This is a genomic window from Methylobacterium sp. J-070 (assembly GCF_022829385.1).
In the GTDB taxonomy this organism is placed as follows: Bacteria; Pseudomonadota; Alphaproteobacteria; order Rhizobiales; family Beijerinckiaceae; genus Methylobacterium.
Window position 1 is genome coordinate 95,426 of record NZ_JAKSXX010000290.1, and the last position, 23,781, is coordinate 119,206.

Consider the following 23,781-nt stretch of genomic DNA (forward strand, 5'->3'; position numbering starts at 1 on the left):
GTCAGCGGACCTCGAACATCGCCTCGACCTCGACGGCGGCGTCGAGGGGCAATTCCGCGACGCCGACGGTGGAACGGGCGTGGCGCCCGCGGTCGTCGAGCAGCTCGACCATCAGGTCGGAGGCGCCGTTCATCACCCCGGCCACCGCCGAGAAGCCCGGCGCCGCATTGATGAAGCCGCCGAGCCTCACGCACTGGACGACGGCGCGGTCGAGATCGCCCACCGCGGCATCGAGCTGGGCGAGGACGTTGAGCGCGCAGAGGCGGGCCGCCGCCTTGCCGGCTTCCGCCGACACGCCGCCGCCGACCTTGCCCTTGTGCTCGGGCGCGATGGTGCCGTCCGGACCGAAGCAGACCTGTCCGGAGATGACCACGAGGTTGCCGCTGCGCACGAACGGCACGTAGTTGGCGACCGGGGCCGCCGCCTTGGGCAGGGCCAGGCCCAGCGCCGAAAGGCGCTCCTTGATCGTGCTCATCGCGGTCTCCCAGGTTCGTCGAATCCGCCGATGCTGGAGCACGGCCGCCCCCCGCGGCGCAAGGGGGAACGACCGCCCGACGGGAGTAGAAGACAGGCGTTCCCGAGCATCGCGCAGACCTGCCGCGCGTGCCCGCTGATTATCGAAACGTTGACAGGAGCGGGCTGTTTCATAGTAATCGCGCGCGTGCCGCCCATCACTGAGGCGGCACTTTCATTTGGAGCCGGCTAACGCTTGCTCCGGGCCACTGCGAGAAAACGGAGATGGGACCCGTGACGTCAGCCCTTCTGCCGACCTACGTTCGCGCGCCGCTCGCCTTCGAGCGCGGCGAGGGCGCGTGGCTCGTGACGGAGCGCGGCGAGCGCTATCTCGACTTCGGCGCCGGCATCGCGGTGAACGCCCTCGGTCACGCGCACCCGCACCTCGTCGGCGCCCTCACCGAGCAGGCAAATCGCATCTGGCACACCTCGAACCTGTTCCAGATCCCGGGCGGCGAGCGCCTCGGGCAGCGCCTCGTCGACGCGACGTTCGCCGAGGTTGTGTTCTTCTGCAACTCGGGCGCGGAGGCCAACGAGGCGGCGATCAAGATCGCCCGCAAATATCACGCGGCCGGCGGCCATCCCGAGCGCTACCGGATCGTGACCTTCGCGGGCGCCTTCCACGGGCGGACGCTGGCCACGCTGGCGGCCGGCGGCCAGCAGAAATACATCGAGGGCTTCGGCCCGAAGGTCGAGGGGTTCGATCAGGTGCCGGCCGGCGACTGGGCGGCGCTGGAGGCGGCGATCGGGCCGGAGACCGCGGCGCTGATGATCGAGCCGATCCAGGGCGAGGGGGGCGTGCGGGTCATCCCCCACGCGGATCTGCGGCGCTTGCGCGAACTCTGCGACGCCCAGGACCTGCTGCTGATCATGGATGAGGTCCAGACCGGGATCGGCCGCACCGGACGGCTGTTCGCCCATGAATGGGCCGGCATCACCCCGGACATCATGAGCGCCGCCAAGGGCATCGGCGGCGGCTTCCCCCTCGGCGCCTGCCTCGCCACCCGCGAGGCCGCCCGCGGCATGACCGCCGGCACCCACGGCACCACCTTCGGCGGCAACCCGCTCGCCATGGCGGTGGGCAACGCCGTGCTGGACGTGGTGCTGGCCGACGGCTTCCTCGACCGCGTCGCCCGGTCGGGCCTGCTGCTCAAGCAGAAGCTCGCGGCCCTTCGTGATCGGCACCCGCACGTCTTCGAGGAGATCCGCGGCGAAGGGCTGATGATCGGCCTCAGGCTCGGCGTCCCGAACACCGATTTCGCCGCAGCCGCCCGGGACGCGCATCTCCTGGTGATTCCGGCGGGCGACAACATCGTCCGCCTGCTGCCGCCGCTGACCATCGGCGAGACCGAGATCGACGAGGCGGTCCGGTGCCTGGACGCGGCCGCGTCGACCTTCGAGGCCGTGCGCGGCGCGGCCGAGTAGAGCCGATTCCGCACAGACACCGACACCGCCCGCCGCCCCCGCGCCGGGCGGCCCGAAGCGTTTCCGGATACGGTCGATTCTGCCGTGTCAGACGGAAAAGCCCATTTAGGAGGTAGAGTGTGGTTCATGATCAGGTGATCGTTGAGCAGACTCTAATTATTGTGACGCAATGAAAGCCCAGATTGACGGCCGGCCGCAGGCCCCGGCCAGGCACCTGAACGGTGCCGGCCCTCGCCATTTCCTCGACCTCAAGGACTTCTCGGGTGCGGATCTGCGCCAGGTCCTGGATGTCAGCGCCGCCATCAAGGCGCGCCGCCGCAAGGGCGAACGGGCCGCCGAGCGCCCGCTCACGGGCAAGACGCTGGCGATGGTGTTCGACCGGCCTTCGACCCGCACCCGCGTGTCCTTCGACCTGGCCATGCGCGAACTCGGCGGCGAGACCCTGATGCTCACCGGCTCCGAGATGCAGCTCGGCCGCGGCGAGACCATCGGCGACACCGCGCAGGTGCTGTCCCGCTTCGTCGACGCCATCATGATCCGCATCCTGGACCACGGTCAGATGCTGGAGTTGGCGGAATACGCCACCGTCCCGGTGATCAACGCCCTCACCAAGGTCTCCCACCCGTGCCAGATCATGGCCGACGTGCTGACCTTCGAGCAGCACCGCGGGCCGATCCGGGGCCGAAAGGTGGCGTGGTCCGGCGATTCCAATAACGTGCTGGCGAGCTGGGTCCACGCGGCCGCGCGGCTCGACTTCACCCTGAACGTCGCGAGCCCGCCCGAGCTCGCGCCGCCGCCCGCCCTGCTCGCCTGGGCGCGGCAGGAAGGCGCCGACATCCACGTCACCACCGATGCGTTCGCGGCCGTGGAGGGCGTCGACGCCGTGGTGACCGATTGCTGGGTCTCGATGGGCGACGAAGACGAGGCCCACCGGCACAACCTGCTCAACCCCTACCAAGTCAACGCCAAGCTGATGGCGGCGGCAAAGCCCGACGCGATCTTCATGCATTGTCTGCCGGCCCACCGGGGCGAGGAGGTCACGGCCGAGGTGATGGACGGCCCGCGCTCCGTGGTGTTCGACGAGGCCGAGAACCGCCTGCACGCGCAGAAAGGGATCCTGGCCTGGTGCCTGCGCGCGAGCGGGCTCTGATCCGCTCCGGCCGCCACCCTCGCGCCGAAGGCGTCGGCGCACCATATAGACGGCAGCGGGCGACCCACGCCGCCCGCCTCCCCATCACGGCGGCCGACAGGCGGCATCCCGGCGACGGCGGTTTGCTGGGCGCCGCGTCGTCCGCACGGGCTTGGGCAGGGTGAGGGATCCGATCGCTCCGGCATGGTCGGCTCCCTGACTCCGACCGATCGGCCCGGAGGACGGCCACCCGCCAATCCGGGCCGGCTGCCTGATCCGGAGGCGGATCGTCCCGGGCGCCGGACGCATCGATCGGAGAGGGCATGACCTCAGGAACACACTCGCCGTCCCAGCCGCAGCACCAGCCCGGGGGCAACGGCCACGCCGGGACGGACGATGCCGTGCTGCCCTTCGCCGTGGAGGCGCTGGACGTGCGCGGGCGCATCGTCCGCCTCGGCCCCGCCGTCGACACGATCCTGCGCCGCCACGGCTACCCGGATCCGGTGGCGCGGCTCCTCGGCGAGGCTGCGGCGCTCACGGTGCTGCTCGGCTCCTCGCTGAAGTTCGAGGGCCGGTTCCAGCTCCAGACCAAGACCGACGGTCCGGTGACGATGATCGTGGTCGATTTCGAGGCGCCGGACCGCCTGCGCGCCACCGCGCGCTTCGACCCGGAGCGGGTGGCCGCCCTCGGCTCCGGACCGCTCATGGACGCCGCCCTGATCGGGACCGGCCACTTGGCCATGACCATCGACCAGGGCACCGCCGCCAGCCGCTATCAGGGTGTCGTCGCCCTCGAAGGCCAGGGCCTGGAGGAGGCCGCGCACCAGTATTTCCGCCAGTCGGAGCAGATCCCCACGCAGGTGCGCCTCGCGGTGGCCGAAGCCGTGGAGGAGGGGGCGGGCCATTGGCGGGCCGGCGGCCTGCTCGTGCAGTTCCTGCCCCAGTCGGTGGACCGGGCCCGCCTCGCCGACCTTCCCCCGGGCGACATCCCGGAGGGGCACGCGCATCTCTCGGGTTCGGCCCCGGAGGACGATGCCTGGGTCGAGGCGAGGTCCCTGGTCGGCACGATCGAGGATCACGAGCTGGTCGATCCCAACGTGTCGAGCGAGCGCCTGCTCTATCGCTTGTTCCACGAGCGCGGGGTGCGGGTGTTCGATCGGCAGCCGGTCCGCGAGACCTGCCGCTGCTCGCGCGAGCGCGTGATGGGCATGATCCGCTCGTTCGCCCCGCAGGAGCGGCGCGACATGGTGGCGGATGACGGGCGCATCGTCATCACCTGCGAATTCTGCTCCCGGCGCTACGACCTCGATCCCCAGGAGGTCGAGGCCGAGATCGCCGGGCAGCCGAGCCAGTAGAACACGGGCCGGGGACCCGCGCGCCCGGTGTTCATGTCGCCATACGGCCAAGCTTCTTCTCGCGAAACGTACGAATGCAGGTATTCGTTGCGTGAATTTTTGGCCGGCGCAGGCTGAACCGTTTCCCGATCTTCGACGTTCCTCGGCAGATTTAACATGCGGAGGTTTCGCCATGCGGAGATTGTCGATTGGGTTGGCCGCGCTGCTGATCAGCACCTCGGCCTATGCGCAGCAGCAGGGGGGTGCCGAGCGCGGTCCCGGGATGGGCGGCCGCGCCGGTCAGGGCGGCGCCGAATCCGGCATGAAGGCCGGCGGCGGCGAGCGCGGCGGCATGCAGGGTGGCGGCCAGGCGGCTCCGGGACGCGGCGGTGAGGCCGGGCGGTCGGCCCAGGGTCGCGATGCCGGTGGCGAGGGCCGGATGGCCCAGGATCGCGGCCGGGCCGACGCCGCGCGCGGCGATCGTGACCAGACGCGCGATGGCGCCCGCGCCGAGCGGAACGAGCGCGGCGACCGGAACGGCGCCCGTGGTGAGCGCGCCGAGCGCGGCGACCGTCACGGCGATCGGACCGAGATCCGTGGGCGGACCGACGTCAGCAGCCGTACCGATATCCGTGGCGGCCGCGTCGAGGGCGGCCTCCGCCGCGAAGGTCGCTATGTCTTCATCGGCGGCCGCCGGGTGGTCTACGGTTCCCCCGAGTACCGCCGCCTGATCGTCACCGAGACCCACGGTCCGCGCGAGCGCTACGTCGTGATCCGCGGCCAGCGCGTGCTCTATGGATCGCCTGAGTATCGCCGCCTGGTGAGCGTCCGCGAGACCGGACCGCGCGAGCGCTACGTCGTCATCCGCGGGCACCGGGTCCTGTACGGCTCCCCGGAATACCGACAGCTCGTCTCCGTGCAGGAGCAGCGCTTCGTGACGATCCGCGGTCAGCGGGTTCGCTACGGCTCCGACGAGTACCGGCGCCTGAGCGGCGGCGGCGCCGTCAGCGCGAGCTTCCGCTCCGAGCAGCGCGCCGGCGCGCATTTCGACAAGCGGAACGGTCGTGACGGCATTCGCGACGCGTCGCGTAACGAGGGCCGGATGGAGCGCGGCAACGACCGCACCAAGGACCGGACGGCCGGCCGTGACGGTCAGCAGGACGGGATGCGCAACAGCGACATGCGCGGCAAGCAGCAGGACGGCATCCGCAACGCCTCGGATCGCGGCAACCCGCAGGGTGGCATGAAGTCCGGCGCAGAGGGCGGCCGGACGGGCGGCGCCGAGCGCGGCGGCATGCAGGGTGGCGCGGCCGGCGGCAACGGCGCCATGGGCGGCCAGGGTGGCGGCCGCGCCGGCGGTCAGCCGGGTGCCGGCCGCAACTGAACGGCTGCAACCAGCGGGGGAGGGGCCTCTCGGGGCTCCTCCCTCACACCTTGAGCACCGGCTCGGCGATGTCGCCGGCCCCGCCCCGGGCCTTCAGGTAGTCGGGCTGGAACAGGCACATGCGCACGGCGTCGCGGTAGCGCCCGTTCACGAAGAACTCGTCCCTCAGGACGCCCTCGGGGTGGAAGCCGCAGCGCTCGTAGATGCGCACCGCCCGGGCGTTGTCGCGGTCGACGTGCAGGTAGAGCTTGTGGATGTTCAGCACGCTGAAGGCGTAATCCATGGCGATCCGGGTGGCCTGCCAGGCGTAGCCGCGCCCCTGGAAGCTCGGGTGGATCGCGATCTGGAATTCGCAGCGCCGGTGCAGGTGGTTGATCTCGACGAGCTCGATCAGCCCGGCCGGCTCGCCGCCGGGATCGGCCACGATGAAGCGGCGCTCGGTCTGATTGTGGATGTTGCGCTCGTAGAGCTGCTGGAGTTCGGCGAAGGATTCGTAGGCCTCCTCGAACCAGTAGCGCATGATGCTGTCGTTGTTGTTGAGCTGGTGGACGAAGCGCAGGTCCTCCCGCTCCAGCGGCCGCAGCTTGATGGTGATTCCGGTGATCGCGTTCATGACGCACATGCCTCGATCAGGTTGCGCAGGAACTGCTCACCCTGGCCGAGGGCGTCGAGGGTGATGAACTCGTCGGGCTGGTGGGCCTGGGCGATGTCGCCGGGCCCGCAGACCACGGTCGGGATGCCCGCCGCCTGGAACCGCCCGGCCTCAGTTGCGTAGGGCACCGCCACGGTGTGGTTGCGTCCGGCGAGCCGCAGGCAGAGCCCCTCGGCGGCGGATCCCGGCTCGGGGGCGAGGCCCGGGATGTCCACCTCCTCCAGCGTCTCGATGCGGCCGAAATCGCCGTAGCGGTTCAGTCGCTCGCGGGTGACGCGCGCGACCTCGGCCGCGAAGAGCCGCGGGATCTCGGCGGGGTCGAGGTCCGGCAGGCCGCGGTACTCCCAGTGGAACCGGCACTCCTTGGCCAGGATGTTGCGGGCGGTGCCGCCGTGGATCGTCCCCACGTGCACGGTGGTGGCGGCCGGATCGAACCGGCCGGAGCGGTCGCCGCGCTCAATCATCAGGTCGGCGATCCGGTTGAGTCCGGCGACCAGCTCGCACGCCGCCGCCACCGCGTTCGCCCCGAGGGCGGGCCGGGCGGAATGGGCCTCGCGGCCGTGGACGGTGGTGAGGCAGGTGACGATGCTCTTGTGGGCGTCCGCCACCTCCATGCCGGTGGGCTCGCCGACGATCACGGCGCCCGGCCGCGGCAGGTCCGCGCCGAAGCGGGCGATGCCGTCCATCGACCCCAGGCAGGTGGTCTCCTCGTCGTAGGAGAGCAGGATGTGGATCGGCCGCTTCAGGTCGGCGTCCAGCATCGCCGGCACGAGCGCCAGCGCCAGGGCGTCGAAGCCCTTCATGTCGACGGCGCCGCGCCCGTAGGCCCGGCCATCGGCGACGCGCAGGGTGAACGGGTCGCCGGTCCAGGCCTGCCCGGCGACCGGGACCACGTCGGTATGGCCGGAGAGCACCACGCCGCCGTCGACCATCGGGCCGACCGTGGCGAGGATTGCGGCCTTGTCGCCGGCCGCGTTCGGAAGGTGCAGGTAGGGAACGCCCCAGCCGTCCAGGTAGTCGCGGACGGACTCGATCAGCGTGAGGTTGGACTTGTCGCTCTCGGTGTCGAAGGACACGAGGCGGGCGAGCATGTCGAGCGGGCTCAACCGCTCGCCGGTCGCGGACATGACTTCCTCCAGGGCGAGACCCCGGATGCCGGGACCTCAGTGCAGGCTGCGGCGGACGTGCGGGCTGTCGAGGGAGAAGGCGGGGATCTCGGCCTCGAAGCTTTCGCCGGCCACCGTCGCCATGGTGTAGCTGCCGGCCATCAGGCCGTCGGGCGTGTTGAGCGGGCAGCCGCTCGTGTAGCAGAAGGACTCGCCCGGCTCCAGCACCGGCTGCTTGCCGACCACGCCGGTTCCGCGCACCTCCTGGCAGGCGCCGTGGCCGTCGATGATGCGCCAGTGGCGCGAGCGGAGCTGCACCTGCTCGCTGCCGTTGTTCACGATTTCGACCGTGTAGGCGAAGAAGTAACGGCTCTCGTTCGGTGAGGATTCCTCCTCGACGAAGCGAGACTGAACCGTCACGCTTATTCCCCGAGTCTCGGCCTTGTACATCGCCCTGTTAGGCCCTTCATCGGACAGCGCGATTCGCCAGAACCGAACCTCACGCGCGTCAGGGGCGGTGGTAGTAGCCTGCGGAATCGCCGTCAATTGCGGCGGACTACCTCGCGCGGCCCCGGTCGCGCGGTCCGCCGCGGCGGCGCAGGACCTGCCCCAGGAGGGGCCGATCGAACGGGTTAAGCCGCCATTAGCCAGTCTCGTCGGAAAACGGCGGCTGGCGCGGTCCGGCCGGCGGGGCACGAGGGAGTCAGGGCGCGATGAACGCGGGCGCAGGCACGGGAAAAGCCGATTCGGGCGCGGAGAGCCGCGGCGGCATCCTGCCGGGCCAAGCGATCGCCGCGCTGGCGCGGGCGGGCGTCATCCGTACCGCGCGCGCCTTCGCGGCCGACCAGATCCAGCCCGCGAGCCTCGATCTGCGCCTGGGCGACACGGCCTATCGGGTGCGCACGAGCTTCCTGCCCGGCGCCGGGCGCACGGTTCAGGCCTGCGTCGCCCGGCTGTCGCTGCACGCGATCGACCTGCGCCCCGGCGCGGTCCTGGAAACGGGCTGCGTCTACATCGCCGAACTCCAGGAGAGCCTGACCCTGCCGGGCGACCTGGCGGCGGCGGCGAACCCGAAGAGTTCCACCGGGCGCATCGACGTCTTCACCCGGGTGATCACCGATCGCGGCGAGGCCTTCGATCAGGTCGAGCCCGGCTATACCGGGCCGCTCTATGCGGAGATCTCGCCGCGCACGTTCCCGGTCCTCGTCCGCACGGGCTCGCGCCTGTCGCAGATCCGCTTCCGCCGGGGGACGCCGCGGCTGACCGAGACCGAACTCGGCCTGCTCCACGCCCGCTCGGCCCTGGTCGATGTCGGCATCCCGTCCTTCCAGGGTGGCGTGGCGGTCTCGGTGGACCTTGCCGGCTTCGACGGGCTGGTCGGCTACCGGGCCAAGCGCCATACCGGCCTCGTCGATGTTGACGCCCCGGGCCGGCATCGGGCCGCCGATTTCTGGGAGCCTCTGCCGGCCGACGGATCGGGCAGCCTGATCCTCGATCCCGGCCAGTTCTACATCCTGGCCTCGAAGGAGGCGGTGCAGGTCCCGCCCGATCACGCCGCCGAGATGGTGCCGTTCGACCCCCTGGTGGGAGAGTTCCGGGTGCACTACGCCGGCTTCTTCGATCCCGGTTTCGGCTATGCCGGGGCCGGCGGTGCCGGGGCCCGGGCCGTGCTGGAGGTGCGCTCGCGCGACGTGCCGTTCCTGCTGGAGGACGGCCAGATCGTCGGCCGCCTCGTGTACGAACGCATGCTCGACCTCCCCGAGACGCTCTACGGGGCCGGCGCCGGCTCCAACTATCAGGCCCAGGGGCTCAAGCTCTCCAAGCATTTCGTCCTGTAGCCCGGCCTCAGGTCTCGGGCGGGAGCATCGACGCTATGGACGCGGTGGACCGGAAGATCCTGGACGTCCTCCAGCAGGACGCGACGCTCCCGGTGGCCGAACTCGCCGAGCGGGTCGGCGTCAGCGCGGCGCCCTGCTGGCGCCGGGTGAAGAAGCTGGAGGCGTCGGGCGTCATCCGGCGCCGGGTCGCCCTGGTGGACCGGCGCAAGGTCAACGTGTCGACCACGGTGTTCGTGGCCGTGAAGGCGCCACGCCACGCCGCCGACTGGACCGACGCGTTCCGCCGGGTCGTCGCCGGCTTCCCGGAGATCGTCGAGGCGTGGCGCCTGACCGGCGAGGTCGATTACCTGCTGCGCATCGTGGTGCCCGACATCGAGGCCTACGACGCCCTCTACCAGCGCCTCATCGCCAAGCTCGAATTCTCGAACCTGTCCTCCTCCATCGCCATGGAGGAGATGAAGTACACGACCGCCGTGCCGACACTGTACATGGCGTGAGGCCGGATCGCCTCGCGGGCACGGACCGGCAGGGCCGGCGGTCCGCCGCGGCTCAGCCCGCAGCCACCTCATAGGTCCGATGGATCGAGGTATCCTGGGTGCGGTGATCGTAGCCGTAGACGTGGATCGAGACGGCCTCCTCCGGCCTGTCATTGGCGATCCGGTGCAGGTTCGGGCCGGACGGCAGCATGCAGGCCACGAAGCCCGCCTCCCGCACGGCATCCAGGGTCGGCACCGCGTGCGTGTCGCTGATCGGGCGGTACCAGGTCTCGCGCAACGCGCCGCGCAGCAGGCCGAAGCAGCACGAGCAATGATGATCGTGCACCGGCGTGACCGTGCCGGGGCTCCACACCATCGCCCACACGCTGATCTCCCCCGTGCCGAACAGCAGGTTGCGGCTGAGGCCCGGATTCCGGGCTGACAGCCGTGACGGGTCGAGCAGGTCCGGGCGGGAGAGGATCCGGTTCAGCGTCGCCCGGGCGGCGGCGAGATAGGCGTCGGGCGAGCGGCGGGCGGATACGGCCAGGTCCGCCATCAGCGCCGCGGTTTCGGCCGGAACGAACAGCTGCGACATCGACGGGCTCCGCGAACGCCCTTCATCAGGCTGCCCGCAGCGTAGCGCGTCCGCACCGGCATCCGGTTGCGAACGCGACGCCCAATCGCCCGCGGCGCGCAAACCAATTGCTCCGATGCGGCCGCAGACCGAATTCCATTGCGCCCCTTGGCCATCCTACGAAAACGATGCCGGCGTTCCTGCGTCGACGCGCAACGTCAGGCGAGTCGGAAGCGCCGTACGCCGGGACCCGGCGCGATCAGGACCCCGCGACCGAACGTGCGAACGCGCGCACGAGGTCACCGTCGAGCTTGCCCTCCATGCCGTGGAGGATCCGCATGGCTTCGACCGCCGGCAGGGGCGGGCGATAGGGGCGGCGCTCCACCAGGGCCGCGTAGACGTCGCAGACGGTGATCAGCCGGACGGTGTCGGTGATGGCGGCACCCTTCAGCCCGTCCGGATAGCCCGAGCCGTCGAGCATCTCGTGATGGTGGCGCACGACCCCGAGCACGGTCTCGTCGAACCCGCCGGCCTTGACCAGGATCGCGTGCCCCAGGGCCGCGTGCTCGCACATCACCGCCCGTTCCGCGGGATCGAGCGGCCCGGGCTTGTTCAGGATCTCCAGCGGGATCTTGGCCTTTCCGACGTCGTGGACCAGGGCGGCCCGAACGAGCAACTGGCGGTCCGAGGCCGAGAAGCCGAGGTCGATCGCGAAGGTCGCGGCGAGGCCGGCCACCAGCAGACAATGCTGGTAGGTGGCGTCGTCGTAGGCCCGGACGGTCTCGAGCCACGCGTTCAGACCGGCGACGCCGATCGCGCCGAGGATCGGATCGAGGCTCTCGTCGATCAGGGCGGCGTCGACGGTTCCGGAGGTGCGCGCGGAATCGAGGAGTGTGGCGATGACGGCGCCGGCCCGGTCGGCCGCCCGGGCGACCTGCGGCGCGCCGGGCACGGCCGGGCTCGGCCCTCGCGTCGGCGCCGGGGGTCGAAGCTCCGCCCGCAGCGCCTCGACCACGGTGGCGGGCGGCGTATCGGCGGGCAGGCAGAGCCGCGCCCCGAGGCCGCGCGCCGCGGACAGGCTGCGCGCGCCCATGCTCCGCATCAGGAAGATCCGCGGCAGCGCCGGCGTCGCGGCGATCAGCATGCGCAGGCCGGTGAACGGCGAGGGCTGAAGCAGGTCGAGGTCGGCGACGAGGGCGATGCACGGGACGGAAGGCGCCGGCTCGGCGGCACGCAGCACCAGGCACGGTGCGATCGGCTCAAGCGCGCGCAGGAGGTCGGTGCGGCGGGTGGGCTGGTCGGTATAGAGGACGAGGGTGCCCGCGTGCATCTGGCTCAGGTGGCGACAAGCCGCTGCCGCGACGCGGTGAGTCCGACCGGCGCGGTGCTCCCCTTGCCTACCACGCCGATCTCGCCGGACCCTAATGCGCGCGGCGCCCTCAGCCGGCCGCGGCCTCGTCGAGCAGCCACGCGACCTTGCCCGCGCCCGTCACCCGGCCGGCCGGGAGGTCGTCCCCGGCGGCGAGGCGGGCGAGGGCCGCGCGCTTGCCCGCGCCCGTCACCAGGAACAGGACGTGCCGGGACGAGGCGAGGGCCGGGAACGTCAGGGTGATCCGCGGCACGAACGGCGCGAGGCCGGCCTCCGGCACGGGCGCGACCAGCCTCCGGGTCTCGTCGGACGCCGGCTTGCCGGGGAACAGCGAGGCGGTGTGCCCGTCCTCTCCGAGGCCGAGGAGCACGAGGTCGAAGAGCGGCCGATCGGGCACCAGGGTGTCGCCGCCGTAGTAGTCGAGGAGGGTGCGCTCGTAGGCCCGGGCGCCCGCCTCCGCGCCCTCGTCGGAGGGGATGAAGTGGAGGTGGGTCGCGGGGATCCGCGAGCCGTGGCCGAAGGCCTCGCGGACCATGCGCACGTTGCTGCGCGCGTCGTCCCAGGGGACCACCCGGTCGTCGCCGAAGAACCAATGGACCCGCTCCCACGGCACGCGGGTCGCGTAGTCCGGTCCGGCGAGGAGGCCGTAGAGCGTCTTCGGGGTCGAGCCGCCCGACAGGCAGATCGCGATCCGCTCGGACCGGTTCTCGCCGCAGGCCACGATCAGCCGTTCGGCCGCCTCCCGGGCGACCGCCTCCATGTCGGGCAGCACATGGGTACCGGTGGGAAGGCTCATGCGGGCGTTCCTAGGCCTTCGGCTCCTGGTGACCGCCGAAGCCCTTGCGCATCGCGGAGAGCAGCTTGTCGGCGTAGCTCTCGTGCTCCCGGGAGCGGAAGCGGCGATAGAGGGCGGCCGACAGGACCGTGGCCGGGACGCTCTCCTCGATGGCGGCGTTGATGGTCCAGCGGCCCTCGCCCGAATCCTCCACGTAGCCGGAGAAGTCTGTGAGTTGCTCGTCGCCCGCCAGCGCCTGGGCGGTCAGGTCGAGGAGCCAGGACGAGACGACGCTGCCGCGCCGCCAGACCTCGGCGATGTCGCCCATGTTCAGGTCGAAGCGGCGCTCGGCCGGCAGCGCCTCGGAATTGGCGTGGCGGAGGATGTCGAACCCCTCCGCGTAGGCCTGCATCAGGCCGTACTCGATCCCGTTATGGACCATCTTGACGAAATGGCCCGCGCCGGTCGGCCCGGCATGGATGTAGCCCTGCTCGGCGCGCGGGTCGCGGCCATCCCGGTTCGGGGTCTTCGGGATGTCGCCGATGCCGGGCGCCAGGGTCTTGAAGATCGGGTCGAGCCGGTCGACGGTCTCGGTATCGCCGCCGATCATCATGCAGTAGCCGCGCTCCAGCCCCCAGACGCCCCCCGAGGTGCCGACATCCACGTAGTGCAGGCCCTTTGCCTTCAGGGCGATGCCACGGCGGACATCGTCGCCGTAGAAGGAGTTGCCGCCGTCGATGACGCAGTCGCCGGGCTGCATCAGACCGCTCAGGGTCTCGACCGCCTGCTCGGTGATCGCGCCCGCCGGCAGCATCACCCAGGCGGAGCGCGGCGCCTCCAGCTTGGCGACCAGATCCTCCAGGCTCGATGCGCCGACTGCGCCGGCCTCGACCAGGGCCGCGACCGCCGCCGGGTTCTGGTCGAACGCCACGGCGGTGTGCCCATCGCGCAGGAGGCGCCGGACGATGTTGCCGCCCATCCGGCCGAGACCGATCATGCCGAGTTGCATCGCTGCTCTTCCTTCGATCGACCCCGCGGAGGGGGTGGAGGTTCTACGGCTTCACCGACGGCTAACCCTCGAAACGCAACGCTTACCCGGACACCTGGAACGTCGAGGACGGTGGTCCGGGACGAACCACACCGGGCGCCGCGAAAGCGGCATAGTTCGAAGTCTGCGCACGCTTCGTGTCTTCCTGTGCCGGATCCCGGGTCGCATTCCGCTGACGCTGCGTGCGCCCGGGACAGGGGGGGCTGGCCCGCTTACCGCACCTACGCAACCGCCGCCTTCAGCGCCGCCGCGACGCGCTTCAGCCCCGCCTCGAGATCCCCCTTGAGGTGCACCCGCAGCGCCCGCCGGCCGCGCTCGGCGAGCACGGCGAAGTCGCCCCGGGCCTGCGCCGCCACCACGGTGGCGAAGCCCAGCGTCCGGCCGGGGATCGCCAGGTCCTGCGACGGCTCCGCGGTGATCTGCAGGAACACGCCGGTGTCCGGGCCGCCCTTGTAGGCCTGACCGGTGGAGTGCAGGAACCGCGGCCCGAATTCCAGGCAGGTCGCCACCTTCCTGGCGTCCCGCACGGCGATCCGCCCCTCTTGGAGGATCCCGGCCGTCCGCCCGTTGCGCGGCACGTAGGCGAGGAGCCCGAGATAGTCGCCGTCCCTCAGCCGGGCGACCTGTGCCTTGACGGCGGCCTCGAGCCCCTCCGATGCCGGCTTGAGCCCCTCGGCGTTCCTCGGATCCGCGTAGAGGGCGACCTGCTCATCCTCGTAGAGGGGCGTCTCGGCCGGGAGGGCGCCGTCGCGCTCCGCCTCCGCGAACAGCTTCTTGGTCTCGACCTTGCTGGCCTCGACATCGGGCTGATCGAACGGGTTGATGCCGAGCACCGCGCCCGCCACCGCGGTGGCCATCTCCAGCCGGTAGAATTCCTGCGGCAGCTGCTCGATGGAATCGAGGGTGATGCGGGCGATGGGGTGGCCATCCCGCTCCAGGGCCCGCAACGCCTCGTCCTGCGCCGCCTCGGCATGGCCGTCGAGGCGGAGATAGATGAAGAACCGGTCGCGGCCGTAGACCGCCGGGACGCCGACCGGCTCCCCGTCCACCGGCACGAGGCCCTTGCCCTGCTTGCCGGTCGATTCCGCGATCAGCTGCTCGGCCCAGGCGCCGAAGCTCCCGATCGCGGGAGACGCCACGATCGTGACCTTGTCGCGCCCGGCCAGCGCCGCCGCGCCCATCGCCGTCCCGAGCAGCACGCCGGGGTTCTGGGCCGGCGGCACGGCGGGACCGCAGGAGCGGACCATGATCCGGGCCGTCTCCAGCAGCGCCTTGACGTCGAGGCCCATGGCGGCGGCCGGGACGAGGCCGAAGGCCGACAGCACCGAGTAGCGGCCGCCGATCTGCTTCACCCCGTAGAAGATTTTCTTGAACCGGTCCGCCTTCGCGGCGCGCTCCATGTCGGAACCCGGGTCGGTGACCGCCACGAAGTGGTCGCCCGCCCGGTCGCCGAGCACCTGTTTGGCGCGGGCCAGGAAGTAGTCGCGGAACACGTTGGGCTCCAGCGTCGAGCCCGACTTCGACGCGACGATGAACACCGTCTTCGCCAGGTCGATGCTCGCCTCCAGGGCGCGCACCTGGTCCGGATGGGTCGAGTCGAGGATCTGCAGTCTCGGGAAGCCCTCGCGCTGGCCGTAGGTCAGGCTCAGAACCTCCGGGCCGAGGCTCGACCCGCCCATGCCCAGCACCACGGCATCGGTGAACCCTTCCGCCTTCACCCACTCGGCGAAGGCGGCGTAGTCGGCGGCCTTCTCCAGCTCCTCCTCGACGATATGCAGCCAGCCGAGCCAGTTCGCCTCGTCGTGGCCGGACCAGACCGAGGCGTCGCCCGCCCAGAGCCGGCGGATCGAACCGCTCGCGCGCCACGCCTCGACGGTCTTCTTCGCCTCGGTGGCGAGGGTGTCGTCCATGACGAGGCTCTGGCCGTCCAGCCGGTGCCCGAGCAGCGCGGCGCGCTTGCCCGCGACCGCGCCGAGCAGGCTGTCGGCCGCGTCGATGAAGAGCTGGACGCCCTCCTTCACCAGCTGCCGGGCCACCGTCTCGATGTCGATGCCGGTCCGGGCGAGCCGCGCCATCACGGCCTCGGCGCCCGGCACGTCCTCCTCGATCGTGGCGCGCACCACGCCGTGGTCGCGGAACGCGTCCATGGTGGCGGGCGGCATCGTGTTGACGGTGTTCGGGCCGATCAGCTCCTCGACGTAGAGGACGTCGGAATAGGCCTTGTTCTTGACGCCCGTGGAGGCCCAGAGCAGCCGCTGCGCCTTGGCGCCCTTCTCGGCGAGCGCCGTCCACTTGGCCTCGGAAAAGATGCGCTTGTAGCGCTGGTAGGCGAGCTTGGCGTTGGCGATGGCCACCTTGCCCTTCAGCTGCTCCAGGGCGATCTTCTCGTCGGGGTCGTTGGCCTGTGCGATCTTCTCGTCCAGCAGCTTGTCGACCAGGACGTCGATCCGGCTGATGAAGAAGCTCGCCACGCTGGCGATCTTCGACACGTCGTGGCCGGCCCTCGCCCGGGCGTCCAGGCCGTCGATGAAGGCGCGGGCCACCGCCTCGTAGGCCTCCTGCGAGAACAGCAGGGTGACGTTGATCGAGATGCCCTCGCTGGTGAGCTGCCGGATCGCCGGGATGCCCTCGGGGGTGGCGGGCACCTTCACCATCAGGTTGTCGCGCGCGACCGCCCTGTGCAGGCGCCGGGCCTCGGCGAGGGTCTCGTCGGTGTCGAGGGCGAGGTAGGGCGAGACCTCGAGGCTGACGTAGCCGTCGGCGCCGTCGCTCGCGTCGTAGACCGGGCGCAGCACGTCGGCGGCCGCCTGGATGTCGGCGATCGCCAGGCCTTCGTAGAGGTCGATGACGCGGCTGTCGCCGTGTGCCTGCATGGCCTTCAGGCCCTCGTCGTACTCTTCCGAGTGGCCGATCGCCTTCTCGAAGATCGACGGGTTGGAGGTGACGCCCCGCAGGCCATCCCGCTCCACAAGCTGCTTCAATTCGCCCTTCTGGACGAAGCCGCGGGCCACGAAGTCGAGCCAGACCGCCTGATCCTGTTCGGCGTGCAGGGCCTTGAGCGCGTTCATGTCGGTTCCTCGTCTCGCGTATCGCTACGTACCGGGCGCTCTCCTCCCCCGCAGAGGGGGGAGGGGCACCGTCGCGCATCCGCCATCACCGCTTGTGCTTGGCCACCTGCGCCCTGGCGGCCTCCAGGACCTTCTCGGGGGTGAAGCCGAACTTGGTCTGCAGGTCCTTGATCGGCGCCGAAGCCCCGAACGTGTTCATCCCGATGATCGCCCCCTCGGTGCCCGCGTAGCGGTCCCAGCCGATCACGCTGCCCTGCTCCACGGCGACCCGCGCCTTGATGGCGGGCGGCAGCACCGAGTCGCGGTAGGCCGCGTCCTGGCGCTCGAACAGCTCCCAGGACGGCATCGACACCACCCGGGCGTTCACGCCGTCGGCCTTCAGTGCCTCGTAGGCGCCAACGCAGAGCTGCACCTCGGACCCGGAGGCCAGCAGGATGACGTCGGGGGTGCCGTCGCCGTCGGCCAGTACGTAGCCGCCCTTGGCGGTTCCCGAGGCCGCGCCGTACCGGGTGCGGTCGAGGGTCGGCAGGGGCTGGCGCGAGAGGGCGAGCACCGCCGGCTGGTCCTTCAACGAGAAGATCACCCGGTAGGCCTCGGCGACCTCGTTGGCGTCGGCGGGCCGCAGGGTGACGAGACCCGGGATGCAGCGCAGCGACAGCAGCTGCTCCACCGGCTGGTGGGTCGGCCCGTCCTCGCCCACGCCGATCGAATCGTGCGTGAAGATGTGGAAGATCGGCAGTTCCATCAGCGAGGCCAGGCGGATCGGCGGGCGCATGTAGTCGGCGAACACCAGGAAGGTGGCGCCGTAGGCGCGCAAGCCGCTGAGCCCGAGGCCGTTGACGATCGAGCCCATGGCGTGCTCGCGCACGCCGAAATGCAGGTTGCGGCCGCCGGGCGAGAACGGCCCGAACGAGCCCGCGCCCTCGAAGGTCAGGTTCGACTTGTTGGACGGCGCCAGATCGGCCGAGCCGCCGAGCAGGAACGGCACGTGCTGCGCGATGGCGTTCAGCACCTTGCCGGAGGATTCGCGCGTGGCGATGCCCTTGGCGTCGGGTTCGAACACCGGGATGTCCCGGTCCCAACCGTCCGGCAGGCGGCCTTCCAGCAGGGCGTCGAGATCCTCGGCATGATCGGCATCGGCCGCCTTGGCCTTGGACAGCATGCCCTGCCACGCGTCGTAGAGGCCGGCGCCGCGCTTGCCGATCCCGTTCCGGAAATTCTCCTGGACGCCGTCCGGCACGAGGAACTGGGCGTCCTCCGGCCAGCCATAGGCACGCTTGGCACCCTTCACCTCGTCCTCGCCCAGCGGGTCGGAATGGGCCTTGGACGTGCCCTGCTTCTTCGGCGCCCCGTAGCCGATCACCGACTTGACGATGATCAGCGTCGGCCGGTCGCCGGTGGCCAGGAACGTCTCGATCGACCCGGAGAGCGCATGCACGTCGTTGGCGTCGGCGACGCGCAGCACCTGCCAGCCATAGGCCAGGAACCGGGTTGCCACCTCCTCACCGAAGGCGAGTTCGGTATGGCCCTCGATGGTGACGGTGTTGTCGTCGTAGATCCAGCAGAGGTTGGCGAGCCGCAGGTGGCCGGCGAGGGAGGCCGCCTCGGAGGCGACGCCCTCCATCAGGTCGCCGTCCGAGCAGACCGCGTAGACGTTGTAGTCGAACAGCGGCAGGTTCGGCCGGTTGAGGTGCTCGCCGAGGAAGCGGCTGCCCATGGCCATGCCGACCGAGTTGGCGACACCCTGGCCCAGCGGGCCGGTGGTGGTCTCGACGCCGGTGGTGAAGTGATATTCCGGGTGGCCGGGGGTGCGGCTGTCGAGCTGGCGGAACTTCTTGATGTCCTCCAGCGACACCGCCGGCGTATTGCCGCCGTCGCTCTGGGCGACGCCCGCGAGATGCAGCAGCCCGTAGAGCAGCATCGAGGCATGGCCGCAGGACAGCACGAACCGGTCGCGGTTCGGCCAGTGCGGATGCGCCGGATCGTAGCGGAGATAATGGTTCCACAAAGTATAGGCGACCGGCGCCAGGGCCATGGGCGCGCCGGCATGACCGGAATTCGCCTTCTGCACCGCGTCGATCGCGAGCGTCCGGATCGTGTTGATGCTGAGCGTATCGATCTCAGCGAGGGCCGCCTTGGCGGGTGTGTCAGCGCCGCTCATGATGTCGTGTCTTCCAGTTCGCCTCGCGCGGTCCGCTTCGCGGCTTCGCGCTGCCGCAGGACGGCGGGAGGGGCTCCGTTGGCCTTACCACCCTGCCGGTCCGCCGGCCCTTCGCGACGCGTATAGCTGAGCAGCGTGTTGACGAGGGCGACGTGAGTGAACGCCTGCGGGAAGTTACCCACAAGACGCTTGGCTTGCACGTCGTATTCCTCGCTGACGAGGCCCAGATCCGTGCAGATGCCGAGGAGCCGGTTGATGATGGCGTGCGCCTCGTCCCGGCGGCCGAGCCCGATCAGGTTGTCGACGTACCAGAACGTGCAGGGCAGGAACGCGCCCTCGCTGCCCGTCAGCCCATCGGTGGTCTGCCCTTGCGTCTCGTAGCGGAGGATGAAGCCGTCGCGCATCAGTCCCTTGCCGATCGCCTCGACCGTGCCGACCACCCGGGGATCGTCCTGCGGCAGGAAGCCGGTATGGGCGATGAGCAGCAGGCTCGCATCGAGTGCCTTCGATCCGTAGGATTGGACGAAGCTGTTGAGGGCCGGGTCGAAACCGTTCGCGCAGACCTCGGCGTGGATCTCGTCTTTGACAGCGCGCCAGCGCTTGGCCTGTTCCTCGGTGGCGCCGGATTCGTGCATCTCATGCATGCGCAGCGCCCGGTCGAACGCCACCCAGGCCATCACCTTCGAGTGGGTGAAGTGGCGCCGACCGCCGCGCACCTCCCAGATCCCCTCGTCGGGCTCGCGCCAGGCCCGCTCGAGGTGACCGAGGATCGCCAGCCCGACGCGCAGCCCGTCCTTGCTCACCGGCAGGCCGCGGGCATGGGCCTGGTAGAGCGCGTCGAACAATTCGCCGTAGACGTCGAGCTGGAACTGGCTGGCGGCGGCGTTGCCGATCCGCACGGGCTTCGAGTTCTCGTAGCCGGGCAGCCATTCGAGCTCGATCTCCGGCAGCAGCCGCTCGCCGCCGATCCCGTAGAGGATGTGGGCCTGCTCCGGATTGCCCGCGACCGCCCGCAGCAGCCAGCCGAGCCAGTCGCGCGCCTCGTCGACATAGCCGGCATCCATCAGGGCGATCAGCGTCAGCGTCGAGTCGCGCAGCCAGCAGAACCGATAGTCCCAGTTGCGCTCGCCCCCCAGCCCCTCGGGCAGGGAGGCGGTCGGCGCCGCCACGATGCCGCCGGTGGGCTCGTAGATCAGCGCCTTGAGCGTCAACAGGGAGCGCTGGAGCATCGCGTCCCAGCTGGTCCCGCCGGCGCAGCGGCTCGACCAGGCGCGCCAGCTCCGATCCGTGGCGTCGAGCGCCTTGCGGGGTTCTATCGCCACGGGATCGTCCTCGTGAGAGGCGCCGTAGCTCAGGACGAAGCGGTGCTTCTCCCCGGCGTGCACGGTGAACGTCGCCACCGTGGTCTGCGTGTCCGACCCCTTGAGATGGACGTCGGTGCGCAGCACCACCTTGTGCGGACCCGAGACCGCGCGCAGGTCGCCGAGCTCGGACCGGGATACCCACGGCACGGCCGATCCGTAATCGAACCGCACGGCCATCTCCATCCGCATGGCGACGCGGCCGTGCACCCCCTCCACGAGACGGACCAGATGCGATCCGTCGCCGATCGGCATGAAGTCCGTGACGAGGACCTCACCCTGGCGGGTGATGTGTCGCGACTCCAGCACGAGGCTGCCGGGCCGGTAGGACCAGCGCGTCTCGACGTTCTCCGCCTCGGGGAAGATCTTCCAGAACCCGTGCGCGTCGGTCCCGAGAAGGCCGGCGAACAGGGCCGCCGCGTCGAAGCGCGGCCAGCACAGCCAGTCGACGCTGCCCTGCCGGCTGATCAGCGCGGCGCTGCGGCAATCGCCGACGAGTGCGTAATCCTCGATGCGTGCAGCCATCCGGCGCCGGCTCCGGTCGGCGGCCGGTTCGGACCGTCCGCTGCAACGCACCTAGGACGGCGGATCGAGAGTTCCAGACCATCACCCAAGCGGAGGCCGATCAACTCCGGAACCGGACACGGCATCATAGGGGATCTTGCGCTGCGTGAACCGGGCGGTCCCGGACGTGCGGCACGGCCGTCAGCGCAGGCAGTCGGCCACCGCCAGAACCACCGACCCCCGGACCGCCGTCGCACCGGTGCGCACGAGGTTGGCCGCATCCCCGACGGCCCGGACAGCGGGCGCCAGGGTCTCCGCCACCGTGTCGGTAAAGGGCAGTGCCTGGCGGGGGATGATTTGGTCGTCAGCAGGCTCGGACGCCTCCGCGTGGGCTGCGGCCAACGGATCCGTCACCCGCTGCGGCACCTCCGGGCAGCGGCGCCCGGGGCAGGCGCGTCGGCTCGCGGCGGCGAAGTGGGGCAGCGGCCGCGCCGGCGCCGCCATGCGGACGGGTGCGGCGACGGGCTTCACCGCCGGCGCTTCGAGGGGATAGGCCTCCGCGAAGGCGAGCGAGGCCGGGAGACGGCCGGGTTGGGAAACGAGCGCAGCCGCAGGTGCGAAGTAGGTGGGGGACGGCGCCGACAGCGGGTCCACCGGCCCGACGCTCTCCGTCAGGGATGCCGGCAGGACCGGCCTGGAGGACGGGCAGTAGAGCGAGGCCATGCCCAGGATCGCCACCACGACGAGCGTCGGCAGGAACGGCATCGAGACGCGGCCGGTCGCGGCGTCCGTGAGGGCGGGCTGATCTGGCCTGCGCATCCGAATCACCGATCTCCGTGACCGCCTCAACACATTCAAGATGCGGCCAGCATTGCGGCGGAAGCTGGACCGTTTGCTTTCGCGGTGATGTCTGAGGCGCGTTCCGGTGCGGGCCGGGATGCCGGACGGGCTCCGGCCGCGCGGGCTTCCCGGCGGCGCCCGCCGGAGGGCATATACCTTGCTTGGCTCGAGACGCCCGAACCGCGGCGCCTCTCCGCGATGACCCGCCCCGAACCGGGCTCCGATGACCGAAACGAACCTGACCGTCGCCGTGATCGATCCGAGCCGCGCCCGAGCGGCGATCCTGGAGGAGGGGCTGCGCGCGGCCGGCGTCGGCCGCGTCGTGATCATGCCGGACACGGCCGACCTGACGGAACGCGTGAACGCCCTGCGGCCGGACGTGATCGTCGTGCATCTGGAGAGCCCCAGCCGGGATATTCTCGAGCAGATGTCGGGGGTCTCGCGTCAGGTCGAGCGGCCCGTGGCGATGTTCGTCGACCGCTCGGACGCGACCATGATGCAGGCGGCGGTCGATGCCGGAATCTCAGCCTACGTGGTGGACGGGCTGCGCGCGGAGCGGATCAAGTCGATCCTCGACATCGCGATCCTGCGCTTCAACGCCTTCGCGCGCCTCCAGCGCGAGCTGTCGGAGGCGCGGGGCGAACTCGCCGACCGGAAGCTGATCGAGCGGGCCAAGGGCATTCTGATGAGCGTGAAGGGCCTGTCGGAGGACGAGGCGTACAAGCAGCTCCGCCGCAAGGCGATGAACGAGAAGCGCAAGATCGCCGACATCGCCCGGGCCATCGTCACGACCGCGGATCTGCTCGGATGAGGCTACGGCTCGGCTACGTCCCGCTCTGCGACGCCGCACCCCTGATCGCCGCGCACGAACTCGGCTTCGCCCGGACCGAAGGGCTCGACCTCGATCTGACCGCCGAGCCGTCCTGGGCGACGCTGCGCGACCGGCTGGCGCTGGGCCACCTCGACGGCGCCCACATGCTGGCCCCCCTGGCGATGGCCAGCCGGCTCGCCCTGTCGGGGCCGCCCTCCGACCTGATCGTGCCGCTCCAGCTGAGCGTCAACGGCAACGCCATCACCCTGTCGCGCGGCCTGTGGGACGAGATGCAGCCGGGCGGCACCGGTCTGGCGGACATCGCCCGCGCCTTCGCGCGGGTGGCGGCGGCCCGTCGTGACGCGGGCCGGCCCCTGACGCTCGGCACCGTCCATCCGTTCTCCTGCCACACCTACCAGCTGCGGCTGTTCGCCGAGGCCGGCGAACTCGAACCCGCCGCGATCCGCACCGTGGTGGTCCCGCCCCAGTACAGCCTCGAGACACTCGCCCGCGGCCTCGTCGACGGCTTCTGTGCGGGCGCCCCGTGGAACGCGGTGGCGGCGGCGGCAGGCCACGGCCGCATCGCGGTGCTCGGCAGTACGCTGGCGCCGGACGCGCCCGAGAAGGTGCTGGCGGTCTCGGAGCGGCTCGACGATGCCCTGCTGCCGCTCGTCCGGGCCGTGGCGCGGGCCGGACGCTGGTGCGCGGATCCGGACAACCGGACGGAGCTGATCCAGCGCCTCGCCCGCCGGAGCTACCTCGATCTTGACGCGAACATCCTCGCCGCGGCGATCCCGAGCGAAGCGACCGCGGACATGCCCGCGGGCGAGCGCCTCCGCTTCGGCGCCCCGATCGAGGAACCCAGCCTGGAGCACGCCCGCTGGATCGCGCAGGAGATGCGGCGGTCCGGGCAGGGCGTGCGGCCGAGCGACGTCGAGACCGTCTACAGGCCCGATATCTACCGGGCCGCCGCCGCCGACCTGTGAGGCGGCCGACAGGCGGCGGTTTTCGTCACCTGCACAGGCCGTCAGGCGCTTCGACCCCGGAACGCCGCGCGGTCTCGCTCGTTGTGACTTCGCCATGCCCGGATGCCGCAGACTCGATACTGGCTCGTTGACGTCGCATCCGCGCATGCGGGTCGAGCTTCGACGGTATGTGTGCAGAGGGGGCAGGGTGCCCCGCGCCTGCAACGACAACCGCCGACCCGGCGCAGGCCGCGCCTGGCATTGGGTCCTGGTTGTCGGCGCCCTGCCGACGCTGGGTCTGCTCGCCGCCCTGTCCTCCCTGATCTGAGCCGCCGCGCGCGACGCACGGTGTTGCGTGGGTCGCGCTGTGGCGCCCCCGGCGCCTCCCTGTGCGCCGCCGATCCCGTTGGCGCCGCACCGGCCTGTTGCCCGACACGGCTGAGATGCC

At 70.9% G+C, this 23,781-nt stretch carries 20 protein-coding genes; 8 read left to right on the top strand and 12 right to left on the bottom strand.

The features are described from left to right. Position 1: 1 nt before the first annotated feature. Positions 2 to 475: a RidA family protein gene (locus tag MKL01_RS32480; protein WP_243909289.1), complete on the bottom strand. Its 474-nt coding sequence runs from the start codon at positions 473 to 475 to the stop codon at positions 2 to 4. Between the two features lie 272 nt (positions 476 to 747). Here MKL01_RS32480 and MKL01_RS32485 point away from each other — a divergent pair, with 272 nt between their 5' ends. The 4 genes from MKL01_RS32485 to MKL01_RS32500 all read left to right on the top strand — a co-directional run bounded on the left by MKL01_RS32485 (position 748) and on the right by MKL01_RS32500 (position 5,785). Next, complete coding sequence (locus MKL01_RS32485; RefSeq protein ID WP_243909290.1) at positions 748 to 1,938, top strand: aspartate aminotransferase family protein; 1,191 nt, start codon at positions 748 to 750, stop codon at positions 1,936 to 1,938. Between the two features lie 169 nt (positions 1,939 to 2,107). Then, entirely contained in the window at positions 2,108 to 3,088 is a 981-nt protein-coding gene (gene argF, locus MKL01_RS32490) for an ornithine carbamoyltransferase (protein WP_243909291.1), read from the top strand. A 302-nt stretch (positions 3,089 to 3,390) separates the two neighbouring features. Beyond that, a complete protein-coding gene (locus MKL01_RS32495; RefSeq protein WP_243909292.1) occupies positions 3,391 to 4,422 on the top strand; it encodes an Hsp33 family molecular chaperone in 1,032 nt (343 codons plus the stop codon). Between the two features lie 172 nt (positions 4,423 to 4,594). Further along, positions 4,595 to 5,785 (top strand): hypothetical protein, encoded by a 1,191-nt coding sequence (locus MKL01_RS32500; RefSeq protein ID WP_243909293.1) that lies wholly within the window; start codon positions 4,595 to 4,597, stop codon positions 5,783 to 5,785. 43 nt (positions 5,786 to 5,828) lie between these two features. Here the strand turns inward: MKL01_RS32500 and speG are convergent, their stop codons facing one another. The 3 genes from speG to apaG are packed head-to-tail and all read right to left on the bottom strand — an operon-like array spanning position 5,829 to position 7,993. Beyond that, positions 5,829 to 6,380: a spermidine N1-acetyltransferase gene (gene speG, locus MKL01_RS32505; RefSeq protein WP_313901505.1), complete on the bottom strand. Its 552-nt coding sequence runs from the start codon at positions 6,378 to 6,380 to the stop codon at positions 5,829 to 5,831. 14 nt (positions 6,381 to 6,394) lie between these two features. Beyond that, positions 6,395 to 7,564, bottom strand: a complete 1,170-nt coding sequence (gene argE, locus MKL01_RS32510; RefSeq protein ID WP_243909295.1) for an acetylornithine deacetylase — start codon at positions 7,562 to 7,564, stop codon at positions 6,395 to 6,397. A gap of 36 nt (positions 7,565 to 7,600) precedes the next feature. After that, a complete protein-coding gene (gene apaG, locus MKL01_RS32515) occupies positions 7,601 to 7,993 on the bottom strand; it encodes a Co2+/Mg2+ efflux protein ApaG (protein ID WP_043355208.1) in 393 nt (130 codons plus the stop codon). Between the two features lie 263 nt (positions 7,994 to 8,256). Here apaG and MKL01_RS32520 point away from each other — a divergent pair, with 263 nt between their 5' ends. Next, the gene (locus tag MKL01_RS32520; protein ID WP_243909296.1) at positions 8,257 to 9,381 is read left to right on the top strand and encodes a 2'-deoxycytidine 5'-triphosphate deaminase; all 1,125 of its coding nucleotides are present in this window, start codon (positions 8,257 to 8,259) and stop codon (positions 9,379 to 9,381) included. Positions 9,382 to 9,416: 35 nt separating this feature from the next. Further along, positions 9,417 to 9,878 (top strand): Lrp/AsnC family transcriptional regulator, encoded by a 462-nt coding sequence (locus tag MKL01_RS32525; RefSeq protein WP_243909297.1) that lies wholly within the window; start codon positions 9,417 to 9,419, stop codon positions 9,876 to 9,878. Between the two features lie 52 nt (positions 9,879 to 9,930). Here the strand turns inward: MKL01_RS32525 and MKL01_RS32530 are convergent, their stop codons facing one another. From MKL01_RS32530 to MKL01_RS32565, 8 genes are all read right to left on the bottom strand, one after another. After that, positions 9,931 to 10,452 carry a cysteine dioxygenase gene (locus MKL01_RS32530; protein ID WP_243909298.1) on the bottom strand — a complete coding sequence of 174 codons (522 nt, stop codon included), beginning with the start codon at positions 10,450 to 10,452 and terminating at the stop codon, positions 9,931 to 9,933. A gap of 238 nt (positions 10,453 to 10,690) precedes the next feature. Continuing rightward, on the bottom strand, positions 10,691 to 11,761 hold the full coding sequence (locus MKL01_RS32535; protein WP_243909299.1) for an HD-GYP domain-containing protein: 1,071 nt from the start codon (positions 11,759 to 11,761) through the stop codon (positions 10,691 to 10,693). A 109-nt stretch (positions 11,762 to 11,870) separates the two neighbouring features. Beyond that, positions 11,871 to 12,596, bottom strand: coding sequence for a 6-phosphogluconolactonase (pgl, locus tag MKL01_RS32540; RefSeq protein WP_243909300.1), 726 nt, complete (start codon positions 12,594 to 12,596; stop codon positions 11,871 to 11,873). A 10-nt stretch (positions 12,597 to 12,606) separates the two neighbouring features. After that, positions 12,607 to 13,584 carry a phosphogluconate dehydrogenase (NAD(+)-dependent, decarboxylating) gene (gene gnd, locus MKL01_RS32545; protein WP_243909301.1) on the bottom strand — a complete coding sequence of 326 codons (978 nt, stop codon included), beginning with the start codon at positions 13,582 to 13,584 and terminating at the stop codon, positions 12,607 to 12,609. A gap of 260 nt (positions 13,585 to 13,844) precedes the next feature. After that, the gene (locus MKL01_RS32550) at positions 13,845 to 16,691 is read right to left on the bottom strand and encodes a bifunctional transaldolase/phosoglucose isomerase (RefSeq protein WP_243909302.1); all 2,847 of its coding nucleotides are present in this window, start codon (positions 16,689 to 16,691) and stop codon (positions 13,845 to 13,847) included. Positions 16,692 to 16,776: 85 nt separating this feature from the next. Next, entirely contained in the window at positions 16,777 to 18,852 is a 2,076-nt protein-coding gene (gene tkt / locus MKL01_RS32555; protein WP_243909303.1) for a transketolase, read from the bottom strand. After that, positions 18,849 to 20,738, bottom strand: a complete 1,890-nt coding sequence (locus MKL01_RS32560; protein ID WP_243909304.1) for a glycoside hydrolase family 15 protein — start codon at positions 20,736 to 20,738, stop codon at positions 18,849 to 18,851. The genes tkt and MKL01_RS32560 overlap by 4 nt, the downstream gene beginning before the upstream one ends. 180 nt (positions 20,739 to 20,918) lie before the next feature. Then, on the bottom strand, positions 20,919 to 21,536 hold the full coding sequence (locus tag MKL01_RS32565; protein ID WP_243909305.1) for a hypothetical protein: 618 nt from the start codon (positions 21,534 to 21,536) through the stop codon (positions 20,919 to 20,921). A 244-nt stretch (positions 21,537 to 21,780) separates the two neighbouring features. On the opposite strand from MKL01_RS32565, the gene MKL01_RS32570 reads away from it, so the two are divergent. Together MKL01_RS32570 and MKL01_RS32575 are read left to right on the top strand one after the other, a co-directional pair. Continuing rightward, complete coding sequence (locus MKL01_RS32570) at positions 21,781 to 22,368, top strand: ANTAR domain-containing response regulator (RefSeq protein ID WP_243909306.1); 588 nt, start codon at positions 21,781 to 21,783, stop codon at positions 22,366 to 22,368. Next, positions 22,365 to 23,354 carry a CmpA/NrtA family ABC transporter substrate-binding protein gene (locus tag MKL01_RS32575; protein WP_243909307.1) on the top strand — a complete coding sequence of 330 codons (990 nt, stop codon included), beginning with the start codon at positions 22,365 to 22,367 and terminating at the stop codon, positions 23,352 to 23,354. The genes MKL01_RS32570 and MKL01_RS32575 overlap by 4 nt, the downstream gene beginning before the upstream one ends. The last annotated feature ends 427 nt before the right edge of the window (positions 23,355 to 23,781 follow it).